We start from the raw sequence: 21,298 nt of genomic DNA, 5'->3' as shown, positions 1-21,298 counted from the left end.
ACCGAATGATGTAAGTTTTATACCTTAAATGTAGCGTAAAAACGGGCATTATCGATAGCCTGTCAGAATCGACCGACAAATTGCTGGAAGACAATCAACGAATTAATGTGATGCTTCCTGCTCTTGGTACACTTTCTTCTCCATCGCAACGGATGATATAATAATAGACACCATCAGGGAGTCGTTTGCCATTAAAAGTGCCATCCCAATTATTCTGGTACGGCTTGGCTTCATATACTCTGACTCCCTTATCATCATATATAGCGATGCCACATTGTGGATAAGTCTGAATGTTTTCGACAACCCATAGTTCATTCGGACCATCGTTATTGGGAGATATAAAATTGCCTGGTTTCAATTTGTTGACGGTTGCGTCTCCAGCAACTTTGAGGTCTATAGATGCTGTTCCTTCACAACCATTTGCATCCAAACCTGTCACTTTATAGGTGGTTGATGACAATGGTGTCGCAACAGGGTTCGCGATCGTAGCATTCGACAATGTTGCGGAAGGCTCCCATGTGTAATTTTCAAGTCCGGATGCTTCGAGCTGAGAAGTTTCACCTTCGTTGATCTGAGGTGGCGTTGCCGTTATAATTACTCCAGGTGCAGGCAGCGTTTCAACGGTACGGCTAGCGGTCAAAACACATCCGTTCGTTGCAGTTACGTCTACTGTATACGTTCCTTCCGTACTTACTTCTATGGAAGAAGAGGTTTCACCTGTGCTCCAGGTATATGTTGTGAATGATCCAGCAACCTGAAGTTGAAGCTTAGCGCCCTCGCAGAAAAGATATTTGTTTTCGGGGTTCGTAATGGAAACAGCAGGTGCTGGGGTTACCGTAATCGGAACAATTATAGTCTCTGCACATGCATTGTCTTTATAGGAGACCGTGAGTTCAACATCGTAGCCTCCTGCAGATGTAAAAATATGCTCAGGATCTTTTTCAGTAGAAGTCTTACCGTCATCGAAATTCCATTTATATACTGTGGCAACTGATAAATCGGATGTTGACTGATTGGTGAATTTTATTTTTTGATTAGCGCACGCTGTTGCTGGTGCAGTAAAGGCCGCAGTAATGGATGTTGCAATATTAACTTGAACCGGGCTTGTTTCTTCGCTTACACTGCAGCCAACATTACTTGCCTTCACCGTATAACTACCAGATGAAGCAGGTACAGAGGTAATAGTAAGTGGAGAACCTGTCCCTACAGGAGATCCGTCTTTGAACCATTGGTAAGTATAGGACGGATTATTCGGTACAACGTTTAGATCTTTACTGGGAGCGCCTTGACACAATACAAGTGCATCCGCGGGACTGATTGTAAATGTAGGGACATCGATGGCTTCAACTAAAACTGATTCTCTTCGTGCCAGGCAACTACCAACAGTAACGTCAACATAATAACGTCCTGCATTGATAAGTTGAAAATTACTGAGTGTCGGAGCAGCCCCTGTAGCGGTGAAGCCTTCAGGTCCAGTCCATTTGTAAGTGGCTCCCGCAACGTTATTCCCCAATGTCAATTTTAATTCACCACCTAAACAGACAGGTCCATTGCTGGCAGGATTCGTAAGCGCAGCGGACCCTGCTACAACGGTAATGTTTATACCATCTGATTCTTCACCACAACCTGTAGGAGACGCACACGTGCCGCCCTCGGCAATGATCTTCACAGTATATATACCTGTGCCCGTAGCAGATGTTACATCAAATGTATTTTGATTGAGACCACATGAAACAGCAACACCATTTTTGCGCCACTCGTAATAAGCACCATTACTTACCGTGGCATAAAGTTTATAGGGCAGAGCACCGGTGCATAAAGTTAGCGGCGTTTCGGTGGGAGAGATTACCGGAAATACACAATGGCTATTTCTAAAAACCGAAACTTTTGAAGCGGGCACGCCAGTCTTGTCTACACTTGTAAAAGAGATATCCGGCTTTCCGTCACCGTCCAAATCTCCGATGCGTATGTGGCGCGTAATATAAGTTGTGCTGACTGTTTGTTTTACAAAGGAGATGTTTCCTGGGGTGCTTTCGTTATTAAAGATAGCCAGTTCGGTTTGCGTTATAGAGGCAGTGACTATATCAATCTTGCCGTCACCATCAAGATCGCCAAAGTCTAATCCCCAAGGGTTGGCTTGTGTTGAGATTCTTTTTGGAGTGCTGCTAAAGTTGATGTCAGAGCCGGAGCCTTGATTCAAAAAAATAGAGATAGAATCACCAAATATTAGAGTAGCCGCTATGTCTTTCTTGCCGTCGTTGTCAAGATCTCCAATACGAATTCTTTTGACACTCTTTGGAATTAGTAGCCTTGTGATCGTCCCGATAGCAATGGTTCCTATCGTACTATTATTTTTGATAATAAAGAGGTCGCTGGGCGATGTTTGAAACTGGCTCGTAACAATTTCAGGAAAAGAATCTCCATTCAGATCTTCTACTGAAATACCATCTGTACTTGCCGTTGAAGGGATTGTTATATTGAAGGGCGTTGCATCAAATGCGATGGAAGCGACTGAACTTTGGTTAACAAGTACGGAAATTGTATTGCTTCCCTGATCCGTTACCAATAGCTCAGGCTTTCCGTTCCTGTCAATGTCTGCAATATCTACTTTTGTGTTTTTTCTTCCGGTTAATTTGATGGACGTTGTATTGAAGTTGATATTGCCTACACCGGAACTGATGTTTTGTAAAATGAAAACACGGTCACTAAAAGCACTGGTGCCTTCTGTTAAAACAAGATCCTGTTTTCCATCTCCGTTTAAATCTCCGCATCGAACATGCAGTGTTTTTGTCCCGATCGCAAATGGGATTTTTACAAAATTAATGTTGCCAACTCCGCTACTTGTATTTCGTAAAATAGTGATGTTATTGGCACCGTTGTTGGCTGTAGCAACGTCTGATTTTCCGTCATTATCCAGATCGCAAAGACAATGATCATATAGTCCCGTCTCAGCATCAAAATCAGATTGAGCGCTAAGATCAGCAGTAGTGAACGGATGTTTCCCACTGAAACTCAATAGGAAAGGATTGACACTATATCCTGATAGGCCGGTGGCTATATTCGTCACGGCAATGTCACGGTATGTTGTTCCGGCTGGAACTTTGACTTCAATGAGTTGATTGGAAGCAGTAACTATAGTGCCCTTCACGGCACCAAAGTATACTACCAGTTTGGTTGGGTCTGTACCGAAGTTACTGCCCTTTATAGTAACGGTTTCAGACATGCTGCTACTTACTTTGTCAACAGATAGTATGACAGGTTGTTGAGCATATAGCATACCTGAAAGTAAAACCAGTACTATAACGCCAGTCGATTTTGTAATAATGTTAAATAGTAACTTCATTATACTATAAATGCAGCGGGGAGTTGAAAACGTAACCCTGTTCATCTTCTTACTTATCGGTGGTTACAACCAACAGACGAGCTGTTTTGAGTTTCGTATAAGTTTTCAAATTTCTAATTTCTTCATGTGCCTCAGAAGCTTTTGCAGTTTCAAGCACATGCACGTAGTACTTTCTATCTGCCGGGTTATAGAAAATATCAGCATTAAATTTATCACCGACAAGCTTTCTTTTGAAGGCATCGGCTTTGTTGAAATCAGGGAAAACGTTGATAACCACAAAGTAAACTTTCTTAACCTCTCCGGTTTTCGTGATGTTATCCGGGTCTTCTGTACCTTCCTGGAAACGCGCAGTATGTTTCTCGCTTGGCGATCGCGTTAACGTAGAGCGTAACACTGGAGCGGCACGTTTGAATTTCTTCGCATCACCGAGCCTCAATCCCAAGATCACTTCATGTGTACCTTGAGAGAAAGCATCTTCGGGCTGACTATTAGGTTCATATGAATACCCCAATATGAACCGATTTATTTTTATACCTGCGTTGGCAGTATAACCATACGGAAGCCGGTAGGATGCACCCAACCAGAAATTTTCGGATAGGTTGAGCTTTCCTAAAAACTCGAACTGACTAGTTCCAAATTTAGAGTATTTATAGTTAAAGTATAGTTCGAGCGGAGCAATCGCCTCTCTGGTTTTTACCTTGCGTTTAAGGCCGCCCTTTGTTCTGCTGACAATTTTACTTTCTACCGTTTTCTTATAATAGATAGTGAAGAATACATTGTCGGCAGGAGAGACCGTTGTAACATTGAAGCTTGCGTCACTATTAAATTTAGATGGAAAAAGTTGTGGCAATGAAAACCCTACATTAAGTCCGGAGCCGGATCTATATAGCATTCCAAAACTGGATACAGGCTGCATGTTGTTGGCAGCATAATTGGCCAGGGCCGGATCGTTGGGATCGGTTATCTTATCAACATCTATACTGTTGGAAATAGCTCCCCCGGAAAGACCAAACATAAGCCAATTTTTTTGCCCTACTGGCATTGCGTAAGCGTATGAGAGAGAAAAATCTGTGGTATTTAAAAGGCCTCGCTTGTAAGAAGAAATTTTGCCTCCGAATCCCGCACGACTTTCATTCATCATGGTGTTGAATGTAATTGTGGAAAGTTGTGGTGCTCCTTCGATGCTCATCCATTGCTGACGGTGCAAAGCATAAACATAAGCGTACTCAGTAACAGCCTCGGCCGGATTGTATAAATAAGGATTAATGAAAAAATTATTATAAACAGGATAATTCTGCGCGGATGTGACGTATCCACACAGCAGACAAAGGCAGCTAATAAGTAAGTTAAAAAAATACCGCATTACCGTCCATTAATATGGGCAATTGCTTAAAAGTCACTCTTCGCTATAGGGTTAAAACCCATTATTATAAAAACATTCAAACGTTGGAGTGAATTATATCAGTTTAAAAAGTCTGTTTACAGTAAAACTCACGAATATACAGTGTTTTTTTGTTATTAACAGAATGGTTCAACGCCTTACTTGACCGAAATACTTTATTTTTGAGCATTTAAAGAATTGATCTCAAGAAAAACCGTGACCTTAGTGAAAACACGTATAGCAAGTGTTCTGATTGTTACTTTTCTATTTTGCGGAGCCACTTATTCACAAGTGCTCATTGGGCCGATTGCGGGTGTCAATTATTCATGGACCTCGTTTGGTGATAAAGATTTGAAAGATGACTACGAAGTGTCACCTGTTGTTGGTTATCATGTTGGTGGTCACCTGGCCTTCAAGGTTCGTAAAAGATTTTTCCTGCACTCTTCTATTATTTACTCAACGAAGGGCAAGAATATGAAAGCCGATGATGATGACCTGCGACTAAACTTGCGCTATAAATATATTGAGATGCCGATTGTTTACACCGCATACTTTAAAGGTACTATCGGTCAAAAGCAATTCAAGTATTCTCTCGGTGTTGGTCCGAATGTAAGTTATTGGCTGGGAGGGAAAGGTACTTTTGAAAATACAGACACACATGAGTTTCATAACGGGCCATCATCTGTTATACCAGTAAAGATTGTTTTTAATAGAGATCCTGAAACCGCCACAGAAAACGAAATGATAGTTCAGAAACCTAATCGGGTGCAGCTTGGATTAAATTTTACAGCAGGATTTTTATTTGAACCAGCGCGTTACCGTGAAGTTGTTCTAACATTACGCTACGAACTTGGTCACAGTTACTTGAGTCGTGAAAGTGATGGCGTGTTCAGCTCAACATTTCCAACCTATAGCGAAACTCAGAAGATTCGTAACCAGGGTTTTCGTGTTTCTCTTGCATACCTTATTGATATGAAGGTGGAAGACCGTAAGAAAGGTAAGAGTACAATTGATCGCAGAAGACCAAAATAATATCCTTCTGATTTTTATTTATAGCACCACTTCTTTTATTGAAAGTCTAGCTTTTGTTGGGCCAGACTTTGCTCATAAAGGTGAAGCATAATTCCATCTTTCAATCCTACTTCCGGCACAAGTATACTGCTGGCATGTGCCCAGGCCATTACCTGAAGATAAATAGTACTTGCAGGTATAATTACATCTGCGCGGTCGGGATTCATTTGTAATTTATAGATCCGTTCTTCAATCGAAAGGTCATTCACCATATCGCGAATTTGTTTTACCTTCTTTACCGACATGATACTGCCTGGCTTTAATTTCGCGAGTTCGAAAATTTTGCTGATGTTACCACCCGTTCCTACAGCCGTTACTTTGCCATAATCTTTCTTGACATTTTCCTTGATCCAATTCTCCATATCTTTCCACATCAAGGGAGAATCAATTTGCTCAAGTACCCGTACTGATCCGATTTTAAAAGAGCGTGTCTTGATCTTTTTTCCCATTGCGTAGAGATTCAATTCAGTACTACCCCCGCCAACATCTATATGAAGGTAAGTACTGTCAGCCAGGTAAGAACTGATTGCCCGATTGATCAATTCTGCTTCACGGTTTCCATCGATCACATGAATAGTAATTCCTAATTCTTCCTTTACCTCATTGGCCAGATCAATACCGTTGTCAGATTCGCGCATGGCCGATGTAGCGCAGAACATATAATCGTCTACTTCATATAACTCCAGCAACAATTTATAGGCCTTCATCAACTTCTTGAATTTGGCGATGCTCGTATCGCTGATTCGGTTTGTAGTGAAAACATCATGACCAAGCCGCAATGGAAACCGAACATATTCCAACTTTTTGAAAACAGGTTGTGTCTTATCTGTAGCCAGCACGGTGGATACCTGGAAGCGGATGGCGTTAGAACCGATGTCGATGGCAGCTAGTTTCATGCGTTACATGTATAGGGGTTACGCTGATTGTTCCCAACGTGATGTGCATGAGAATCACACACACCGTTCGCATATATACCTAAAAGTCGTTGGTCCATATCAGCCTATAAACAATTTGATGATGCAAAGATCATTAAATCATTCATTCTGATTGTGTTCTTCAAAGTTAAATTTAAATAAACGTTTGTGCTTATGATAAAACAGTACATCTCGAAATACATATTCCCGATATTCTTGCTGCTCTTCTCGGTAGGCTGCTGGGTAGACGAGGATAAAGACATAGTAGAAGGCTATCGCCCGGTATACGGTACACAAGATGCAGATGAGATAAAATTAATAGCTCCACAAAGCATAAAGAATCCCGGAAAGATCTATGTATATGGAAATTTTCTATTGGTGAATGAAACGGCAAAAGGTATACATGTATTTGATAATCAGAATCCGGAAGCACCCGAAGCAATCGGTTTTATACAGATGTTGGGAAACACCGATATGGCTGTCCGTAATGATATTCTATATGCGGACCATATGGGTGATCTGGTAGCGCTTGAGATACACGATTTCGAAAAACTGACAGAACAAGGAACATTGTCTCTGCAAAACTGGAACCTCGGGCTCCCACCTCCATCGGGAGCATACTTCCAATGTGTAGATGCATCTAAGGGACTTGTAATCGGATGGGAAAAAATGATCACTCCAAAAACTGACTGCTATGCGATTTACTAAGCTCTTCCTTTTTTGTCTCCTGATTATCGCAGTAGCCTGTGATGCTGACTCAAGCGGTTCAAATGATTTAAATAATCAAGGGACCGGAGGATCGATGACACGCTTCGCTATTCATAACGGGTTTATGTATATAGCTGATCAATCGTCCATTACTGTATTTGATATTCGCAATGATGCCTTTGAGAAAATTAAAGTCGTTGATGTAGAGATAGGCCTGGAAACAATTTTTGCTTACGGAGAATATTTATACCTGGGAGCAAACAGTGCGATGTATATCTATAGCATCACAGATCCTCAAACACCTACCTTTATCTTCAGGTATTCGCATATATACGCATGCGATCCGGTGGTCGTACAAGGGAACAGAGCGTATGTAACGATGCGTACAGGCAGCGCCTGTAACCGGGGTGCGAATGCATTGGAAATAATTGATATCACAGATCGTAATAATCCGTCTCTCATTGCAAATTACCCTATGGAGTCACCTCATGGCCTGGGTGTTGATAACAATCTCTTGTTCATCTGCGAAGGCGAAAAAGGTCTTAAAGTTTTTGACATCAGCCATGAAGAATCTATACAATTAGTTACTCACATTGATGACCTCCATGCGTATGATGTAATTCCTGGTAATGGTATTTTACTGTTGACAGGCGATGATGGTGTATTTCAATATCGCTATGATGATGCTGGTAATCTGTTGCTGTTAAGTAAAATACCCGTTAACCGATCGGAGATATAGCCATGCGGTATATTTCTCTGCTCGTAGTTCTTATCGTGAGTGCTGCATCTGTATATAGTCAGGATTCACTTGGCTATAAAAGGCTTGTTCCCAACCATGCGTTCAAGTTCAGTCCATTTCACCTGATTAATTTTTATCCAACGCTGGAATTCTCCTATGAAAAAAAACTGACAAAAGTGTTCACGGCCCAGGTAGAGTATGGCTATATACTGGATTATCCGGGTAACAACGATGAATCGTATAAAGACAAACGTGGCTACAAAATGAAGGTTGAGCTGCGGAGATATTTTGCCCCTGTAGTTTATCGTAACCTGATATTTTATGGTGCTGCAGAATTCTATTGGAATGATGTTGACTTCGACAGACTCTTTAGCCAGCAAGAGTGCTTTGGACTCGACTGTGATCACGCCATCATTCGGTATTCTTATTATCCCGTTCGGTATAATGAACAAGGCTTCAGCCTGAAATTCGGATTAGTGAAGTATTTCTTTACTAACTTTTTTATGGATGTAAATTCCGGCTGGTCAATGCGATTTATAGACTATGATGCGTTCATGCCAAATGGTGTTGCGGCATTTCCGGAAGGTGACGTAGAAGATTTTATGTTTGATATACCCAACGAAGAGGACCGCGTGGTCCCATCACCTGTGTTAGGAATCAGAATAGGCTATCGTTTCCGATAACTTGTTTTGTAGTTTCATTCCTATTCATTTTCTTTGCGATAGCTTATCCAGAAAGACTGAGGGAACGGGCCCTATGACGTCTTAGCATCCTATTCATCAACGAAGGTTGAAAGAGTGTTGTGCTAAATCCCATTCGTAGCATTGCGAAATGTAGCGGAAAAGATAAGCGGACCCACCTTACAGGGCTCTCTGGATAGCGACAACTAACCCGGAGGGCATTATGAAAATCGAAGACATTTTAAAAGAACGCATTCTCGTTATCGATGGAGCTATGGGAACGATGATCCAGCGGTATACACTGGAGGAGGCCGACTTTCGTGGTGAGCGTTTCAAGAATCATACACATCCGTTGAAAGGAAACAATGATATCCTTTCCATCACGCGGCCGGATATTATCAAAGCTATACATTGTCAATACCTAGAGGCAGGTGCTGATATCATCGAGACCAATACATTCAGCGGAACAACAATCGCGCAGGCAGACTATCATTTGGAAGATGCTGTATATGATCTGAATTTTTATTCCGCCAAGATTGCAAAAGAAGCAGCCGAAGAGTTTACAAAGAAAGATCCCAGCAAGCCACGTTTTGTAGCAGGTGCGATGGGACCTACTAACAAGACCGCTTCACTTTCTCCGGATGTTAATAACCCAGGCTATCGCGCGATAACATTTGATGAGCTTGCGTTGGCGTTCAAGCAACAAGCCAAAGGATTGATTGATGGAGGTGCAGATATACTTTTGCTTGAAACGATCATTGATACGCTAAATGTAAAGGCAGCACTTTTTGCCATACAAGAATTGTTCGATGAAATAGGAAGGAAGTTGCCGGTAATGGTATCCGGTACAATAACCGATGCGAGCGGTCGCACGCTTTCAGGACAAACTACAGAAGCTTTTTTAATTTCAGTGTCACACGTTCCATTGCTTAGTATAGGATTGAATTGCGCATTGGGTGCAAGCCAGTTGAGACCATATCTGCAAGTGTTGAATGAAAAGGCTCCCTTCTTCGTAAGTGCATATCCAAATGCAGGACTTCCCAATGAATTCGGACATTATGATCAGTCACCAGAAGAAATGGGACAACAAGTTGAAGTGTTCCTGAAAGAAGGGTTGATCAACATTGTTGGAGGTTGCTGCGGCACAACACCCGATCATATTAAGTTGATAGCAGATATAGCATCACGGTATAAACCCAGATTGGTAGATGCTCCTTTATCGGAAGTAAACAACTTGTGATATATACATTGTAAAAGTATATATCATGAATGCGCTTTAGCAAACTGATGGATCATTTATAGCGATAACTGAAATCATTGAAATGACTTAAACCGGACGCAAAATATAGCGCGCGGCAATAGATACAGATAATTGACTATGGATTATAGATTAAAATTAAGCGGACTCGAAGCAATTGAGATTACTCCTAATTCGAATTTTGTAAATATAGGGGAACGTACCAACGTAACGGGTTCTGCGAGGTTTTTAAAACTCATTAAGGAAGATAAATTCGAAGAAGCCCTTGAGGTTGCACTCGACCAGGTTCGTGGTGGCGCACAAGTAATAGATGTGAACATGGATGAAGGGATGCTTGATTCCCAGGCTGCCATGGTTCGATATCTGAACTTGATGGCTTCCGAACCGGAGATTGCTGTGATACCCGTTATGGTAGATTCTTCCAAATGGGAAGTGATCGAAGCCGGCTTGAAGTGTTTACAGGGAAAGGGTATCGTAAACTCCATCAGTTTAAAAGCAGGTGAAGAAGAATTTATACGGCAGGCAAAGCTTGTGAAGCGTTATGGCGCTGCCGTAGTAGTCATGGCGTTCGATGAACAAGGGCAGGCTGATACGTATGAAAAACGAATTTCCATTTGTAAAAGAGCGTACGATATACTTGTAAACATTGTACAGTTCGCACCGCAGGATATCATTTTTGATCCGAACATCTTTCCGGTTGCCACTGGAATTGATGAGCATAGAAATTATGCTTTGGATTTTTTCAAAGCGACAAAGTGGATTCGTGAAAATCTGCCCGGTGCTCACGTAAGCGGAGGTGTCAGCAACGTGTCCTTTAGTTTTCGCGGGAATCAGAAAGTGCGTGAAGCCATGCACTCAGCATTCCTATACCATGCTATACAACACGGTATGGATATGGGTATAGTGAATCCAACCATGCTCGAAATATATGATGAGATAGACAAAGCACTGTTGGAAAGGGTGGAGGATGTTTTGTTGAATCGCAGAGAGGATGCAACGGAACGGCTACTGGAATTTGCTGAGACCGTAAAAGGGTCTGCCAAGAAAAAAGAACTCGACGATGAATGGAGAAAAGGCACGGTTGAAGAACGCATCACCCATGCACTGGTAAAAGGTGTTATTGATTTTATAGATGCAGATACAGAAGAAGCGCGCGTCAAGTATGGCCGACCGCTATTTGTGATTGAAGGACCCTTGATGGCCGGCATGAATGTGGTGGGCGATCTGTTTGGCGCTGGTAAGATGTTCTTGCCACAGGTAGTAAAGAGTGCACGTGTGATGAAAAAGTCTGTTGCGTACCTTACACCTTTCCTCGAAGAAGAAAAAAGACTTAGCGGTGAACAAAGTAAAGCTGCCGCCAAAATTTTGATGGCAACTGTTAAGGGCGATGTACACGATATAGGAAAGAATATAGTGGGCGTTGTATTGGCATGTAACAACTATGACGTAGTAGATCTTGGTGTGATGGTGCCTTCTGAAAAAATCATAGAAGCAGCAATACGCGAGAAGGTTGATGTCATTGGTTTGAGCGGCCTCATTACGCCTTCGCTGGATGAGATGGTACACGTTGCAAAAGAAATGCAACGCCAGAAACTCGACTTGCCGTTGCTCATTGGAGGTGCTACAACATCACGGATTCACACAGCCGTAAAGATTGACCCGGTATATGAAGGCCCTGTTGTACACGTGCTGGATGCTTCACGCTCCGTGCCGGTAGCCAGTGAGTTGATCAGTACGGAAACACGGGCAGCGTTCAAGTTGAAAGTAAAACAGGAGTACCAACAGTTACGGGTTGACCATGAAAATCGAAAGGGAACCAAGAACTATATTTCGTTAGCCGATGCTCGTAAGAACAAGGTAAATATAGATTGGTCCAAGACCAGATATACCAAGCCTGCGTTTATCGGGCGGAAGGAATTTGTCAATTTTCCATTAGATGAACTTCGGAAGTATATAGATTGGACACCGTTCTTCCAAACCTGGATGCTCGCGGGACGTTATCCCGGCATTTTCAAAGATGCTGTAGTGGGAGTAGAGGCCAAAAAACTTTTTGATGACGCTAATAAAATGTTAGACGAAATCGTCAGAGATAAAAGCCTACAAGCGAGTGGCGTAATTGCATTCTATCCTGCCGTGAACACCGGGGATGATATAGACTTGTATATAGATGAGACGCAAACAAAACCATTTGCAGCGTTTCATTTCCTGCGTCAGCAGAATAAGAAAGCGCAGAACCTCCCGAACTTCTGCTTGGCTGATTTTATTTCGCCCGAGCCACATAAAGATTACTTCGGTATGTTTGCTGTAACCGCTGGTCTCGGTCTTGAGAAGCTTGTAGATTTTCATAAAGCCAATCAGGATGATTACTCTGAGATTATGGCGAAAGCACTCGCAGATCGTTTGGCAGAAGCCTTTGCAGAATGCCTTCATGAAAAAGTGCGCAAAGAAATATGGGGCTATGCTACCGATGAACATTTAACGGAAGAGCAGTTGATAGAGGAAGCGTATAAAGGTATACGTCCTGCACCCGGATACCCGGCTTGCCCTGATCATACCGAAAAGAAATTGCTCTTTGAATTGTTAGACGCAGGCAAAGTTGGCATAGAGCTCACGGAATCATACGCTATGTATCCAGGAGCAGCAGTTAGTGGATTTTACTTTTCACACCCTGACTCAAAATACTTTGGTCTTGGGAAAATTGAAAAAGACCAGGTAGAAGACTACGCCAAGCGGAAAAACATGAGTATCGAAGAGATAGAAAAATGGCTTTCTCCTAATTTGAGTTACGATATATAGGCCGTTGAATATAATTACTGCCAAATAACATTGCAGATATATTTGAACATCTTAAGTGACACACAACAATAATATAAAAACGTTTCAGCACACAATACGATAAAAATGAAAGTAGTCGACCACCTGAAAAACGCCAACGGTAAAACTTTATTTACAATTGAAATCCTTCCTCCGTTAAAGGGCGAGAACATCAAAAGTCTTTTTAATAATATAGATCCATTGATGGAGTTCAAGCCTCCGTTCATAGATGTTACCTACCACCGCGAAGAATATGTATATAGAAAGAAAGATGGTGGCCTGCTGGAAAAAATAACAACACGCAAGCGCCCGGGTACAGTAGGTATTTGTGCTGCCATTCAGAATCACTATAAGGTTGATACAGTTCCGCATATTATCTGCGGAGGATTCAGTAAGGAAGAAACTGAAAACGCATTGATCGATCTTCATTTTTTAGGAGTCGATAATGTATTGTTACTGCAAGGCGATGCGATTAAGAGCGAATCTAAATTTGTTCCGGAACCGGATGGACACCGGTATGCATCTGATTTACTTGGCCAGGTAGTCAACATGAACATGGGGGTATATCTTGATGATGAGTTAACCACAGCAGCACCGACAAACTTTTGTATTGGTGTAGCGGGCTATCCTGAGAAGCACTTTAATGCGCCAAACCTGAAAGCTGATTTAAAATACCTGAAGCTTAAAGTTGAAATGGGTGCGCAATATATAGTTACTCAAATGTTCTTCGACAATAAAAAGTATTTCGAGTTCGTTGATAAATGTCGTGAGGCCGGTATTGAAGTTCCGATTATTCCAGGTATAAAACCATTGACCGGGAAAGGGCAATTAACCGTTTTACCGAAAACTTTTCATATAGACATTCCGGAAGAACTTTCGGATGAGGCAGAGAAGTGTAAAGATAACACTGCATTAAAGGAAGTCGGAATCCAATGGTGTATTCAGCAATCGAAGGAGTTAATACAGAAAGGTGTTCCAACATTGCATTTTTATTCCATGGGCAAATCAGATCCTATCTATAGAATAGCAAAAGAATTATTTTAAGTTATATTAGCGCCCTGTTTGTTGGTATGTGCCATAATGAAGAATTTTTTTTCGACTGCTATATTTATTTTTTTAACGAGTACAATTGTATTCGCCCAGCAGCACAGGATTGATTCGCTTTTAAAAGTTCTTCCTACAATCGAAGACGAAAAGCAGCGTATTGATCTGCTCAATGCGCTTGCCTTTCAGTATACTATATTATCTCCCAACGATGCCGAAAAATTTGCCAACGATGCAGCCGTTAAGGCCCGAGGAACGTCGTACAAGAAAGGACTTGCTGAGTCACTCAAAATTCTGGGTATACTTCATTATGTTCGAAATGAATATTCTGTAGCAGTCGAATATTGCTATCAGTCGCTCAAGTTGTATGAAGAGATCAGCGATCCATCAGGGAAAGCAAAAGTACTCAACAATCTCGCCCTTATCTTTAGCAAGCAGAATCAATTTGATAAAGCGCGCGAATTTTCTGAACAGTCACTGAAATTAAAACGGACTATAGGCGACAGCCTGGGAGTGTCAAACTCATTGCTGCTGTTGTCCGAATATTATAGGAATGCAAAAAATTTTGCCAAAGCATTGGAGCTCTGTAAAGAGTCGCTGAGCCGGCTACAACAGTTGAAGTATGAAGGAGGATTGAGTCATGTATACCTGGCAATGGGCGAAGTATATTCAGACCAGGATAATTACACATTGGCGTCTTCTTACTATAAAGATGCTATTCGCTATGCGAAGATTTCAAGCGACAACATGCAGGTCATTGCGGCCAATAATAAATTAGGACAACTGTTCCTGAATTCCCAGCAGTTTGACTCTGCGTATTATTATCTGCGCGCGACCATTGCGCTGGCGAAGAAGAGGAATAACCGGGCGCAGGAAATGGAAGCACTAAAATTTTTAAGTATATATTTTGAGAAACAAGGGAACCTGGATTCTGCACTTTATTTTACCCGACAGGTGTCAGATCTTGAACGTGTCATCTTTGAGAATGAAAGGCGCGAGCAGATCGCTACGATTCAAATGCTATACGACTATCAGCAGAAGGAACAGGAGCTGGGTTTTCAACGTAAAATCGTAAAGCGACAATATATAGCGATAGGTGGAGTGTCACTGATTCTGATCCTCGCTGTGATGTTGGGATTTAAGTTTTATGCGCTCAATAAAACCAATCATCAGGCTAAAGAGGCGTTGATGAAGCTGAACATAGAGATCAATAGAATGAACGAGAACCTGGAAATGAAAGTACAGGAACGCACAGAAGAGATAGCCCAGCAAAATCAGAAGCTTATAGAGTATGCATTCTTTACAGCGCATGAAGTGCGTGGGCCGTTAGCACGAATCCTTGGGTTGGTTGAACTAGCAAGAATCAAAGAGTTGATGGACGACCGGGAAGAGATACTGGAACGTCTTCAGGAAGCAGCACAGGAGCTTGACGAGATCATTCGCATCATCAATCGTAAGCTTGAAGGCAGTCGTAACAAGTAGTTATGCTGTTGTCCGCTCACGGACGTTTTCGTACGATAGTACAACGTTGTCGATTTTAAAAATCACCATCTGTTATTTTAAAACCGCATTTTGCCAATGGCATCGTGATTGCTTGGCTCTAAGGAATCCGGATACGTGTGTGTTAAAGCTTGTACTCATCTTCTGAGATACATATAGTGAATCTGAACATTCGGATAAATAAGCATCAGCTGTAACCATTTCAATATATAGCAGTATATCGTTTTAAATTCTCCCTATGTTTAAGAACTATATGACTTCCGTATGGCGCTATATTTCACGGAATAAAGCGTTTACAAGTATCAATGTTTTAGGCTTGGCCATAGGCATGATGGCCTGTATGCTGATTACGCAATATGTGATGCACGAGTTCAGCTACGATGACTTTCTGAAGAATAAAAATCAAATTTTCCGCGTACAGCTTGATCGTTACGACAAGGGAGAACTTTCAACACGATGGGCTTCGGGTTGTGCAGGTGTTGGTGCCGATCTGAAGAATGATTTTCCGGAGGTGCAATATTATACCAGGCTCACACAACGCAATTCTGTTTTCGCGCACGATGATGTATTCTTCAAGGAAGATTATGCATACTTTGCTTCGGAGGACTTCTTCCGTGTATTTTCCATTAAGTTATTAGAGGGCACCGACTCTGTTGTTCTGAAAGATCCGTTTAAAATTGTAGTGTCACAGTCGATGGCGAAGAAATATTTCGGCAGTGAAAACCCGATCGGTAAACTTTTAAAGAACAATGGTGAAAATGATTACGAGATAACCGGAGTGTTTGAAGACCTGCCTGATAATTCACACATGAAGATTGATATACTCATGTCATTCTCCAGTCTGAATAAACTATGGAATGATCCGATAACCTCCTGGCAGTGGGATGGATTCTTAACCTATATATTGTTGGATGAACGAACCAATGTAAAGGCATTTGAGGCGAAGCTTCCTGCCTTTGTGCAGAAGCATGCAGGCGAAGAGTTAAAGAAATATAGCGCCAGTATGGTATTTCATCTGCAACCTGTAACGGATATTCATCTCGACTCTGATTTCATTGGTGAATTTAAGCAAAACGGTAATCGGCAATCAACGTACTTTCTTTCCATTGTAGCCGTGTTGATTCTCATCATTGCATGGATCAACTATATAAATCTGTCTACTGCAAAATCTATCGAACGGGCACGCGAAGTTGGTGTGCGTAAAGTGATGGGAGGCTTTCGGTCTCAACTTATTCAACAGTTCTTGTTTGAGTCCGTACTGCTGAATGCTGTTGCTGTAGTGATCGCCATAGCGTTTGTGATTTTACTGACACCGTCATTCAGTGATATAACGGGTCGTCAGCTTGATTATCTTTTATTCAGGCAAAAAATGTTTTGGGTTTGGATGGGCTTACTGATCATTGGCGGTGCCCTGTTATCAGGACTATATCCTGCATTTGTATTATCAGGTTATAAACCAGTTGAAGTATTAAAGGGCAGATTCAAGAATACAAATAAAGGTATATATTTCCGCAAAGGCATGGTGATTACCCAGTTCATTGCTTCCATTACGTTGATCGTTGGTACGTTTACGGTGTATCGCCAGATCCGCCACATGCAGGAACAAGAGTTAGGTGTAAATATAGATCAGACTTTAATATTGAACTCTCCGAACGTTGTTGACTCAACATATCAGCAAAAATTCCAGGTGTTCAAAAATACCATCGAGCAATATTCTGAAGTAGCAGGCATGACTGCGTCAACCTCTATACCTGGCCGCCAGCCAGGATGGAATGCAGGTGGTATACGAAGATTGAGTCAGGGTGAAGAAGATGCAAAGCAATACCGTGTCATTTTGATGGACCATGACTTTACTAAAGTATTTGGTATAGCGCTGGCAGCCGGTCGGTCATTCTCTGCCGAGACTTCTGATGAGGAAAGTTCAGTTCTGTTGAATGAAGCTGCGTGCAGACAAATGGGATTTCAACATCCTGAAGAGGCATTGAATGACAAAATATTTTTCTGGGGTGATACCTTCAAGATCGTTGGTGTAGTGAAAAACTATCACCAGGAGTCGCTGAAGAAAGCGTACGATCCCCTGGTCTTTCGTTATGGTAAATCACCTGGCGGTTACTATTCCATCAAATTCAATACTGCTAACGTAAAAGAGTCACTGGTAAATTTTGAGAATGACTGGAAGACGTTATTCCCCGGAAATCCATTCATTCATTTTTTCCTCGATGATCATTACAATCAACAGTATAAAGCAGACCAGCAGTTCGGAAAGGTGTTCGGTATATTTTCAACGCTCGCAATATTTATAGCCTGTCTTGGTTTATTTGGATTGTCTTCCCTTACAGCAATTCAGCGCACCAAAGAGATCGGTGTTCGCAAAGTTTTGGGAGCATCTATACCCAGTATATTAAGCTTGATCAGTAAAGACTATATCGCGCTTTTGGGTATTTCCATTGTCGTATCAACACCGCTGGCGTGGTGGGTTATGACAACGTGGCTGCAGAGCTTTGCCAATCGCATAGCCATGGAGTGGTGGATCTTTGCGTTGCCAAGTCTTGTGGTAATTGCTATAGCACTCTTTACGGTGAGTATTCATACAATAAAGGCTGCCCGAACAAATCCCGCGAAGTCGTTGCGCTATGAATAAATAACGCCTGATATTGGGGTATAGATATCTAACATCTGTCGTCATAATTGCGGCTTAGTGTGCTGATCCCGGCAGTCTGTGGCAATTTTGTTGTTATGCAGCGACCTGGGTGTGAAATTAGATCATAATTAACCTTGGAGTATGACTATTTCGCAAGACCTGGATTATCGTGAACTTTTGCAATATGTCTATAATTCTTTTAACGCCCGCGACATAGACGCAGCGTTGGAGGTGATACATCCTGAAGCCGATTGGGCAAATGCCTTGGAGGGTGGACTTGTACAAGGGCATAGTGGCATCCGTGATTATTGGTCTCGCCAATGGAGCTTTATGGATCCCCATGTAAAGCCTGTAAACTTCGAAACGGATGAAGAAGGTAAATTTGTGGTTGAAGCGAATCAAATAATCCGGGACCTGAAAGGAAATATAGTATCTATAAAAGATGTACAACACGTATTCCAGATTGAAGATGGCGTCATCCGGAATATGCGTATTCGTCCTGTACTATAGCTAGATACTAAAAACCGATGAGGATGAACGGAGCCCAATAGTAAGGGGCAGCATAGCTTTCATTCTTCACGAGTTCGAGCTTTGCATTTCGCAGGCTTGTACTGAAATCGGCACTACGATTTTCAAGCATCTTCCTATAAAAGTCTTTCATGAGTTCTGAGGTCGATTCATCGGCAACACTCCAGAATGAAACGATAATGCTTCGTGCCCCCGCATATACCAGGGCACGTGACAATCCGATGACTCCTTCGCCTTTTGAAATTTTTCCAAGCCCGGTCTGACATGCAGAAAGCGTTACGAGGTCGGCATCCAGGTTAAGATTATAGATCTCTCCTGTGAAAAGATTTCCATCTTCGGATCCTATATCTGATTGTAAAAATATTCTCGACAATGCCGGATTGCTTTCATCCACCACACCATGTGTAGCTAGGTGAATGTAATTATAGTTCTTTACCTTTTCTGACTTGATCAACTTTTCATCCGCTTGTTCTTTCAAATAAAGCCCACTGGTATAATTCTGTGTGCCGAAGAGTTTAGCGATTTCATTTACCTCAGATTCTGTTCCGGGTAATTCGTTCAGGTTATCTTCTTCGGGGAATGTTACGGGTGCACATAGCAGGATAGAGGGCGCATGGGCCATACGTTGCGTAGTAGATTTTTGCAGAATGAGGCCTGCAGAAAATTCATATCGTATTGTATATCGATTTATGAGGTAGGGGAGTGTCTTATACGTATCAGCAACTTTAGTTTCCCGGGTGAACAACGCCTCAAACGGAATTATACTTAATCTTCCCGTAGGGAGTATTAACAGATCACGTATAGAGGCCGGCAAATGTTTAGGGAGAAGTAATGTAGATAACTTTTGAGATGCGACAGAAAATACTTTCATGTCATTAAAGAAAATCCCGTTACGCATGCCGGTTATATACTTTCCGAATTCGGCAGGCAACGCATGCTCAATGATTTTATACTTGTTTTTTGTGATTTGAAATATATACAGGTGATTGTTCTTTTCATCAATAAAGTAACTGAGCAGAGCTGTTTTGGAATCGAGTTTCTTTTGCAATTGCTGAATGGAAGGAGAGCTCGCGTTGAATTTCAAATTGAAGTACTCCGGGAATTGTTTCTCGAGTCGCTTGATAAAGCTTTCGTAATTCCGGTTGAGACTATAAGAAGCTTCACGTAAATATTTCTCCTCATCCTCGGATGGTTTTTGTGCTAGCTTCTGGGCACATAATGCTATAGCTGTTTTTAGATTCTTTTCTTCTTCGAGTAAATCCGCAGGTATACCCGCGAAGGATTTGGCTTTGGCGTCCGAGATGGCTTCGAGTAAAACAGCAGATTTGCTTTTCTCTGCGAAGTAGAAAGCAAGCTCGAAATAACGTTTCTTGTGGAGCGCTACATTTCCGGTTTCATTCGCTATGCGTACTCCGTCAGCGTAGACTTCGCTGGCAATGACACCGAGCATGATCTTGTCGGTTTCGTTGGTGATTTGTTGTCTCAGCTTATCAATCAGCGTATCGCATACGAGCAACGTTTGTAAAGCAATATCGAGGTTCTTAAAATTCAGTGTTCGCCCATAATACTGCGACTCCAGTGCCTGTGTTTTTCCGAGCAAAGAATATAGCAGCACATTGCCGTCATAGAAATTCCGTAAGCGAGGATGCGTTGAGATGTCGTTGCTTTCATAGTCACTTACATTCGCTTGCAATGCTTGTTGATAATACTGAAGCCCTGTAGTATATTCATTGGATGAAATGTTAATACTCGCGATAGCATTCAACACCCGTGCTATCTCAGGATGTTTCTTTCCATAGCTTTCCTGGTACATCGTTAATGCGCGCGTATAAAACGCAGAAGCTGCCTTACGATCACCGATCTTTAAGTATGTCTCACCCAGGTTAAAAAGTACAAACGCTTTGGAAGGATGCGCTGTAGTATATACACTCTCCCAGATTTTTAGTGCTGATTCAAAATTGTTAACAGCATCACCGTAGAGTTCAAGCTTCCGGTAAACGAAGCCTATATTTGTATTGGCAATTGCTATTTTAGGATGTTGCTTGCCATGAAGATTTTTATAGATAACAAGCGCTTTCTCATAGTACTCCAGTGCTTTGTCGGGATCCGTAGCTGTGAATGCCAATCCAAGGTCATTATAAGATGCAGCGATCAACTCGTGATTCTCCTTCAATTGCCTTTGTCGCAAGTAGAGTGCACGGTTCAATTGTTCTTCGGCCTGTGTATATTTACCGGTAGCACTATATAGATTTCCAAGGTATGCCAGCGCTTGCGCTGCTTCCAGGCTTTCTTCTTTTCCATCGTCACTATATAGCTGTGATGCCTTAAGTAATGCTTCTTCTGCCTGGTCGTTTTTTCCCAGGTTTAGATATAGCAGTCCATAGTTTGTTTGCGTCACAGCCTGTTGAAGCTTTGATGAAACTTTTGTGCTGATCCGAGCCAATAATTTTTCGGCCTCATCAAGCTTTCCCTGACGAATCAGCGTTTCAGCTTTTTTGTTCTCTAGTAAAGCAACGGTATGGGTATCCGGTGTTTTTGCCAGCGATTGATCGATATGAAGAAGTGCCTTGCTATATTCTGCATCCAGTAAATACTGATCAATCAAGACTATATCTTGTGCGTGTATACCGGTAGCCAATGCCCATAAGAAGGAGAGTACTATAAAAAATCTTCTCAT

14 protein-coding genes and 1 riboswitch are annotated in these 21,298 nt (G+C 41.9%); of the genes, 10 read left to right on the top strand and 4 right to left on the bottom strand.

The features are described 5' to 3' along the window. Positions 1 to 94: 94 nt before the first annotated feature. The gene (locus tag B5Y40_RS20830) at positions 95 to 3,343 is read right to left on the bottom strand and encodes an FG-GAP-like repeat-containing protein (protein WP_159453764.1); all 3,249 of its coding nucleotides are present in this window, start codon (positions 3,341 to 3,343) and stop codon (positions 95 to 97) included. A gap of 49 nt (positions 3,344 to 3,392) precedes the next feature. Then, on the bottom strand, positions 3,393 to 4,706 hold the full coding sequence (locus B5Y40_RS20825; protein ID WP_079688773.1) for a PorP/SprF family type IX secretion system membrane protein: 1,314 nt from the start codon (positions 4,704 to 4,706) through the stop codon (positions 3,393 to 3,395). Between the two features lie 243 nt (positions 4,707 to 4,949). On the opposite strand from B5Y40_RS20825, the gene B5Y40_RS20820 reads away from it, so the two are divergent. Then, complete coding sequence (locus tag B5Y40_RS20820; RefSeq protein WP_159453763.1) at positions 4,950 to 5,756, top strand: outer membrane beta-barrel protein; 807 nt, start codon at positions 4,950 to 4,952, stop codon at positions 5,754 to 5,756. Positions 5,757 to 5,791: 35 nt separating this feature from the next. On the opposite strand, the gene B5Y40_RS20815 is transcribed toward B5Y40_RS20820, so the two are convergent. After that, the gene (locus B5Y40_RS20815; protein ID WP_079688771.1) at positions 5,792 to 6,691 is read right to left on the bottom strand and encodes a Ppx/GppA phosphatase family protein; all 900 of its coding nucleotides are present in this window, start codon (positions 6,689 to 6,691) and stop codon (positions 5,792 to 5,794) included. Between the two features lie 192 nt (positions 6,692 to 6,883). Here B5Y40_RS20815 and B5Y40_RS20810 point away from each other — a divergent pair, with 192 nt between their 5' ends. From B5Y40_RS20810 to B5Y40_RS20770, 9 genes are all read left to right on the top strand, one after another. After that, complete coding sequence (locus B5Y40_RS20810) at positions 6,884 to 7,417, top strand: LVIVD repeat-containing protein (protein ID WP_079688770.1); 534 nt, start codon at positions 6,884 to 6,886, stop codon at positions 7,415 to 7,417. After that, a complete protein-coding gene (locus B5Y40_RS20805; protein ID WP_143785862.1) occupies positions 7,404 to 8,156 on the top strand; it encodes an LVIVD repeat-containing protein in 753 nt (250 codons plus the stop codon). The genes B5Y40_RS20810 and B5Y40_RS20805 overlap by 14 nt, the downstream gene beginning before the upstream one ends. A gap of 2 nt (positions 8,157 to 8,158) precedes the next feature. Beyond that, positions 8,159 to 8,839 (top strand): hypothetical protein, encoded by a 681-nt coding sequence (locus tag B5Y40_RS20800; protein ID WP_079688768.1) that lies wholly within the window; start codon positions 8,159 to 8,161, stop codon positions 8,837 to 8,839. A gap of 40 nt (positions 8,840 to 8,879) precedes the next feature. Next, positions 8,880 to 9,008: riboswitch (SAM riboswitch) on the top strand. Between the two features lie 51 nt (positions 9,009 to 9,059). After that, positions 9,060 to 10,076: a homocysteine S-methyltransferase family protein gene (locus B5Y40_RS20795; RefSeq protein WP_079688767.1), complete on the top strand. Its 1,017-nt coding sequence runs from the start codon at positions 9,060 to 9,062 to the stop codon at positions 10,074 to 10,076. A gap of 138 nt (positions 10,077 to 10,214) precedes the next feature. Beyond that, the gene (gene metH / locus B5Y40_RS20790; protein ID WP_079688766.1) at positions 10,215 to 12,890 is read left to right on the top strand and encodes a methionine synthase; all 2,676 of its coding nucleotides are present in this window, start codon (positions 10,215 to 10,217) and stop codon (positions 12,888 to 12,890) included. 105 nt (positions 12,891 to 12,995) lie between these two features. Further along, positions 12,996 to 13,952, top strand: a complete 957-nt coding sequence (gene metF / locus B5Y40_RS20785; protein WP_079688765.1) for a methylenetetrahydrofolate reductase [NAD(P)H] — start codon at positions 12,996 to 12,998, stop codon at positions 13,950 to 13,952. A gap of 36 nt (positions 13,953 to 13,988) precedes the next feature. Then, positions 13,989 to 15,434, top strand: coding sequence for a tetratricopeptide repeat protein (locus tag B5Y40_RS20780; RefSeq protein ID WP_079688764.1), 1,446 nt, complete (start codon positions 13,989 to 13,991; stop codon positions 15,432 to 15,434). Positions 15,435 to 15,690: 256 nt separating this feature from the next. Further along, positions 15,691 to 18,093 (top strand): ABC transporter permease, encoded by a 2,403-nt coding sequence (locus B5Y40_RS20775; protein ID WP_079688763.1) that lies wholly within the window; start codon positions 15,691 to 15,693, stop codon positions 18,091 to 18,093. 141 nt (positions 18,094 to 18,234) lie between these two features. Beyond that, positions 18,235 to 18,603, top strand: a complete 369-nt coding sequence (locus tag B5Y40_RS20770; protein WP_079688762.1) for a nuclear transport factor 2 family protein — start codon at positions 18,235 to 18,237, stop codon at positions 18,601 to 18,603. 7 nt (positions 18,604 to 18,610) lie between these two features. Here B5Y40_RS20770 and B5Y40_RS20765 read toward each other — a convergent pair whose 3' ends face one another. Continuing rightward, the gene (locus B5Y40_RS20765; protein ID WP_079688761.1) at positions 18,611 to 21,298 is read right to left on the bottom strand and encodes a CHAT domain-containing protein; all 2,688 of its coding nucleotides are present in this window, start codon (positions 21,296 to 21,298) and stop codon (positions 18,611 to 18,613) included.

This window comes from Ohtaekwangia koreensis (genome assembly GCF_900167975.1).
Taxonomy (GTDB): Bacteria; Bacteroidota; Bacteroidia; order Cytophagales; family Cyclobacteriaceae; genus Ohtaekwangia; species Ohtaekwangia koreensis.
Note: the sequence above shows the minus strand (reverse complement) of the source record. Positions and strands in the feature narration are given on the sequence as shown.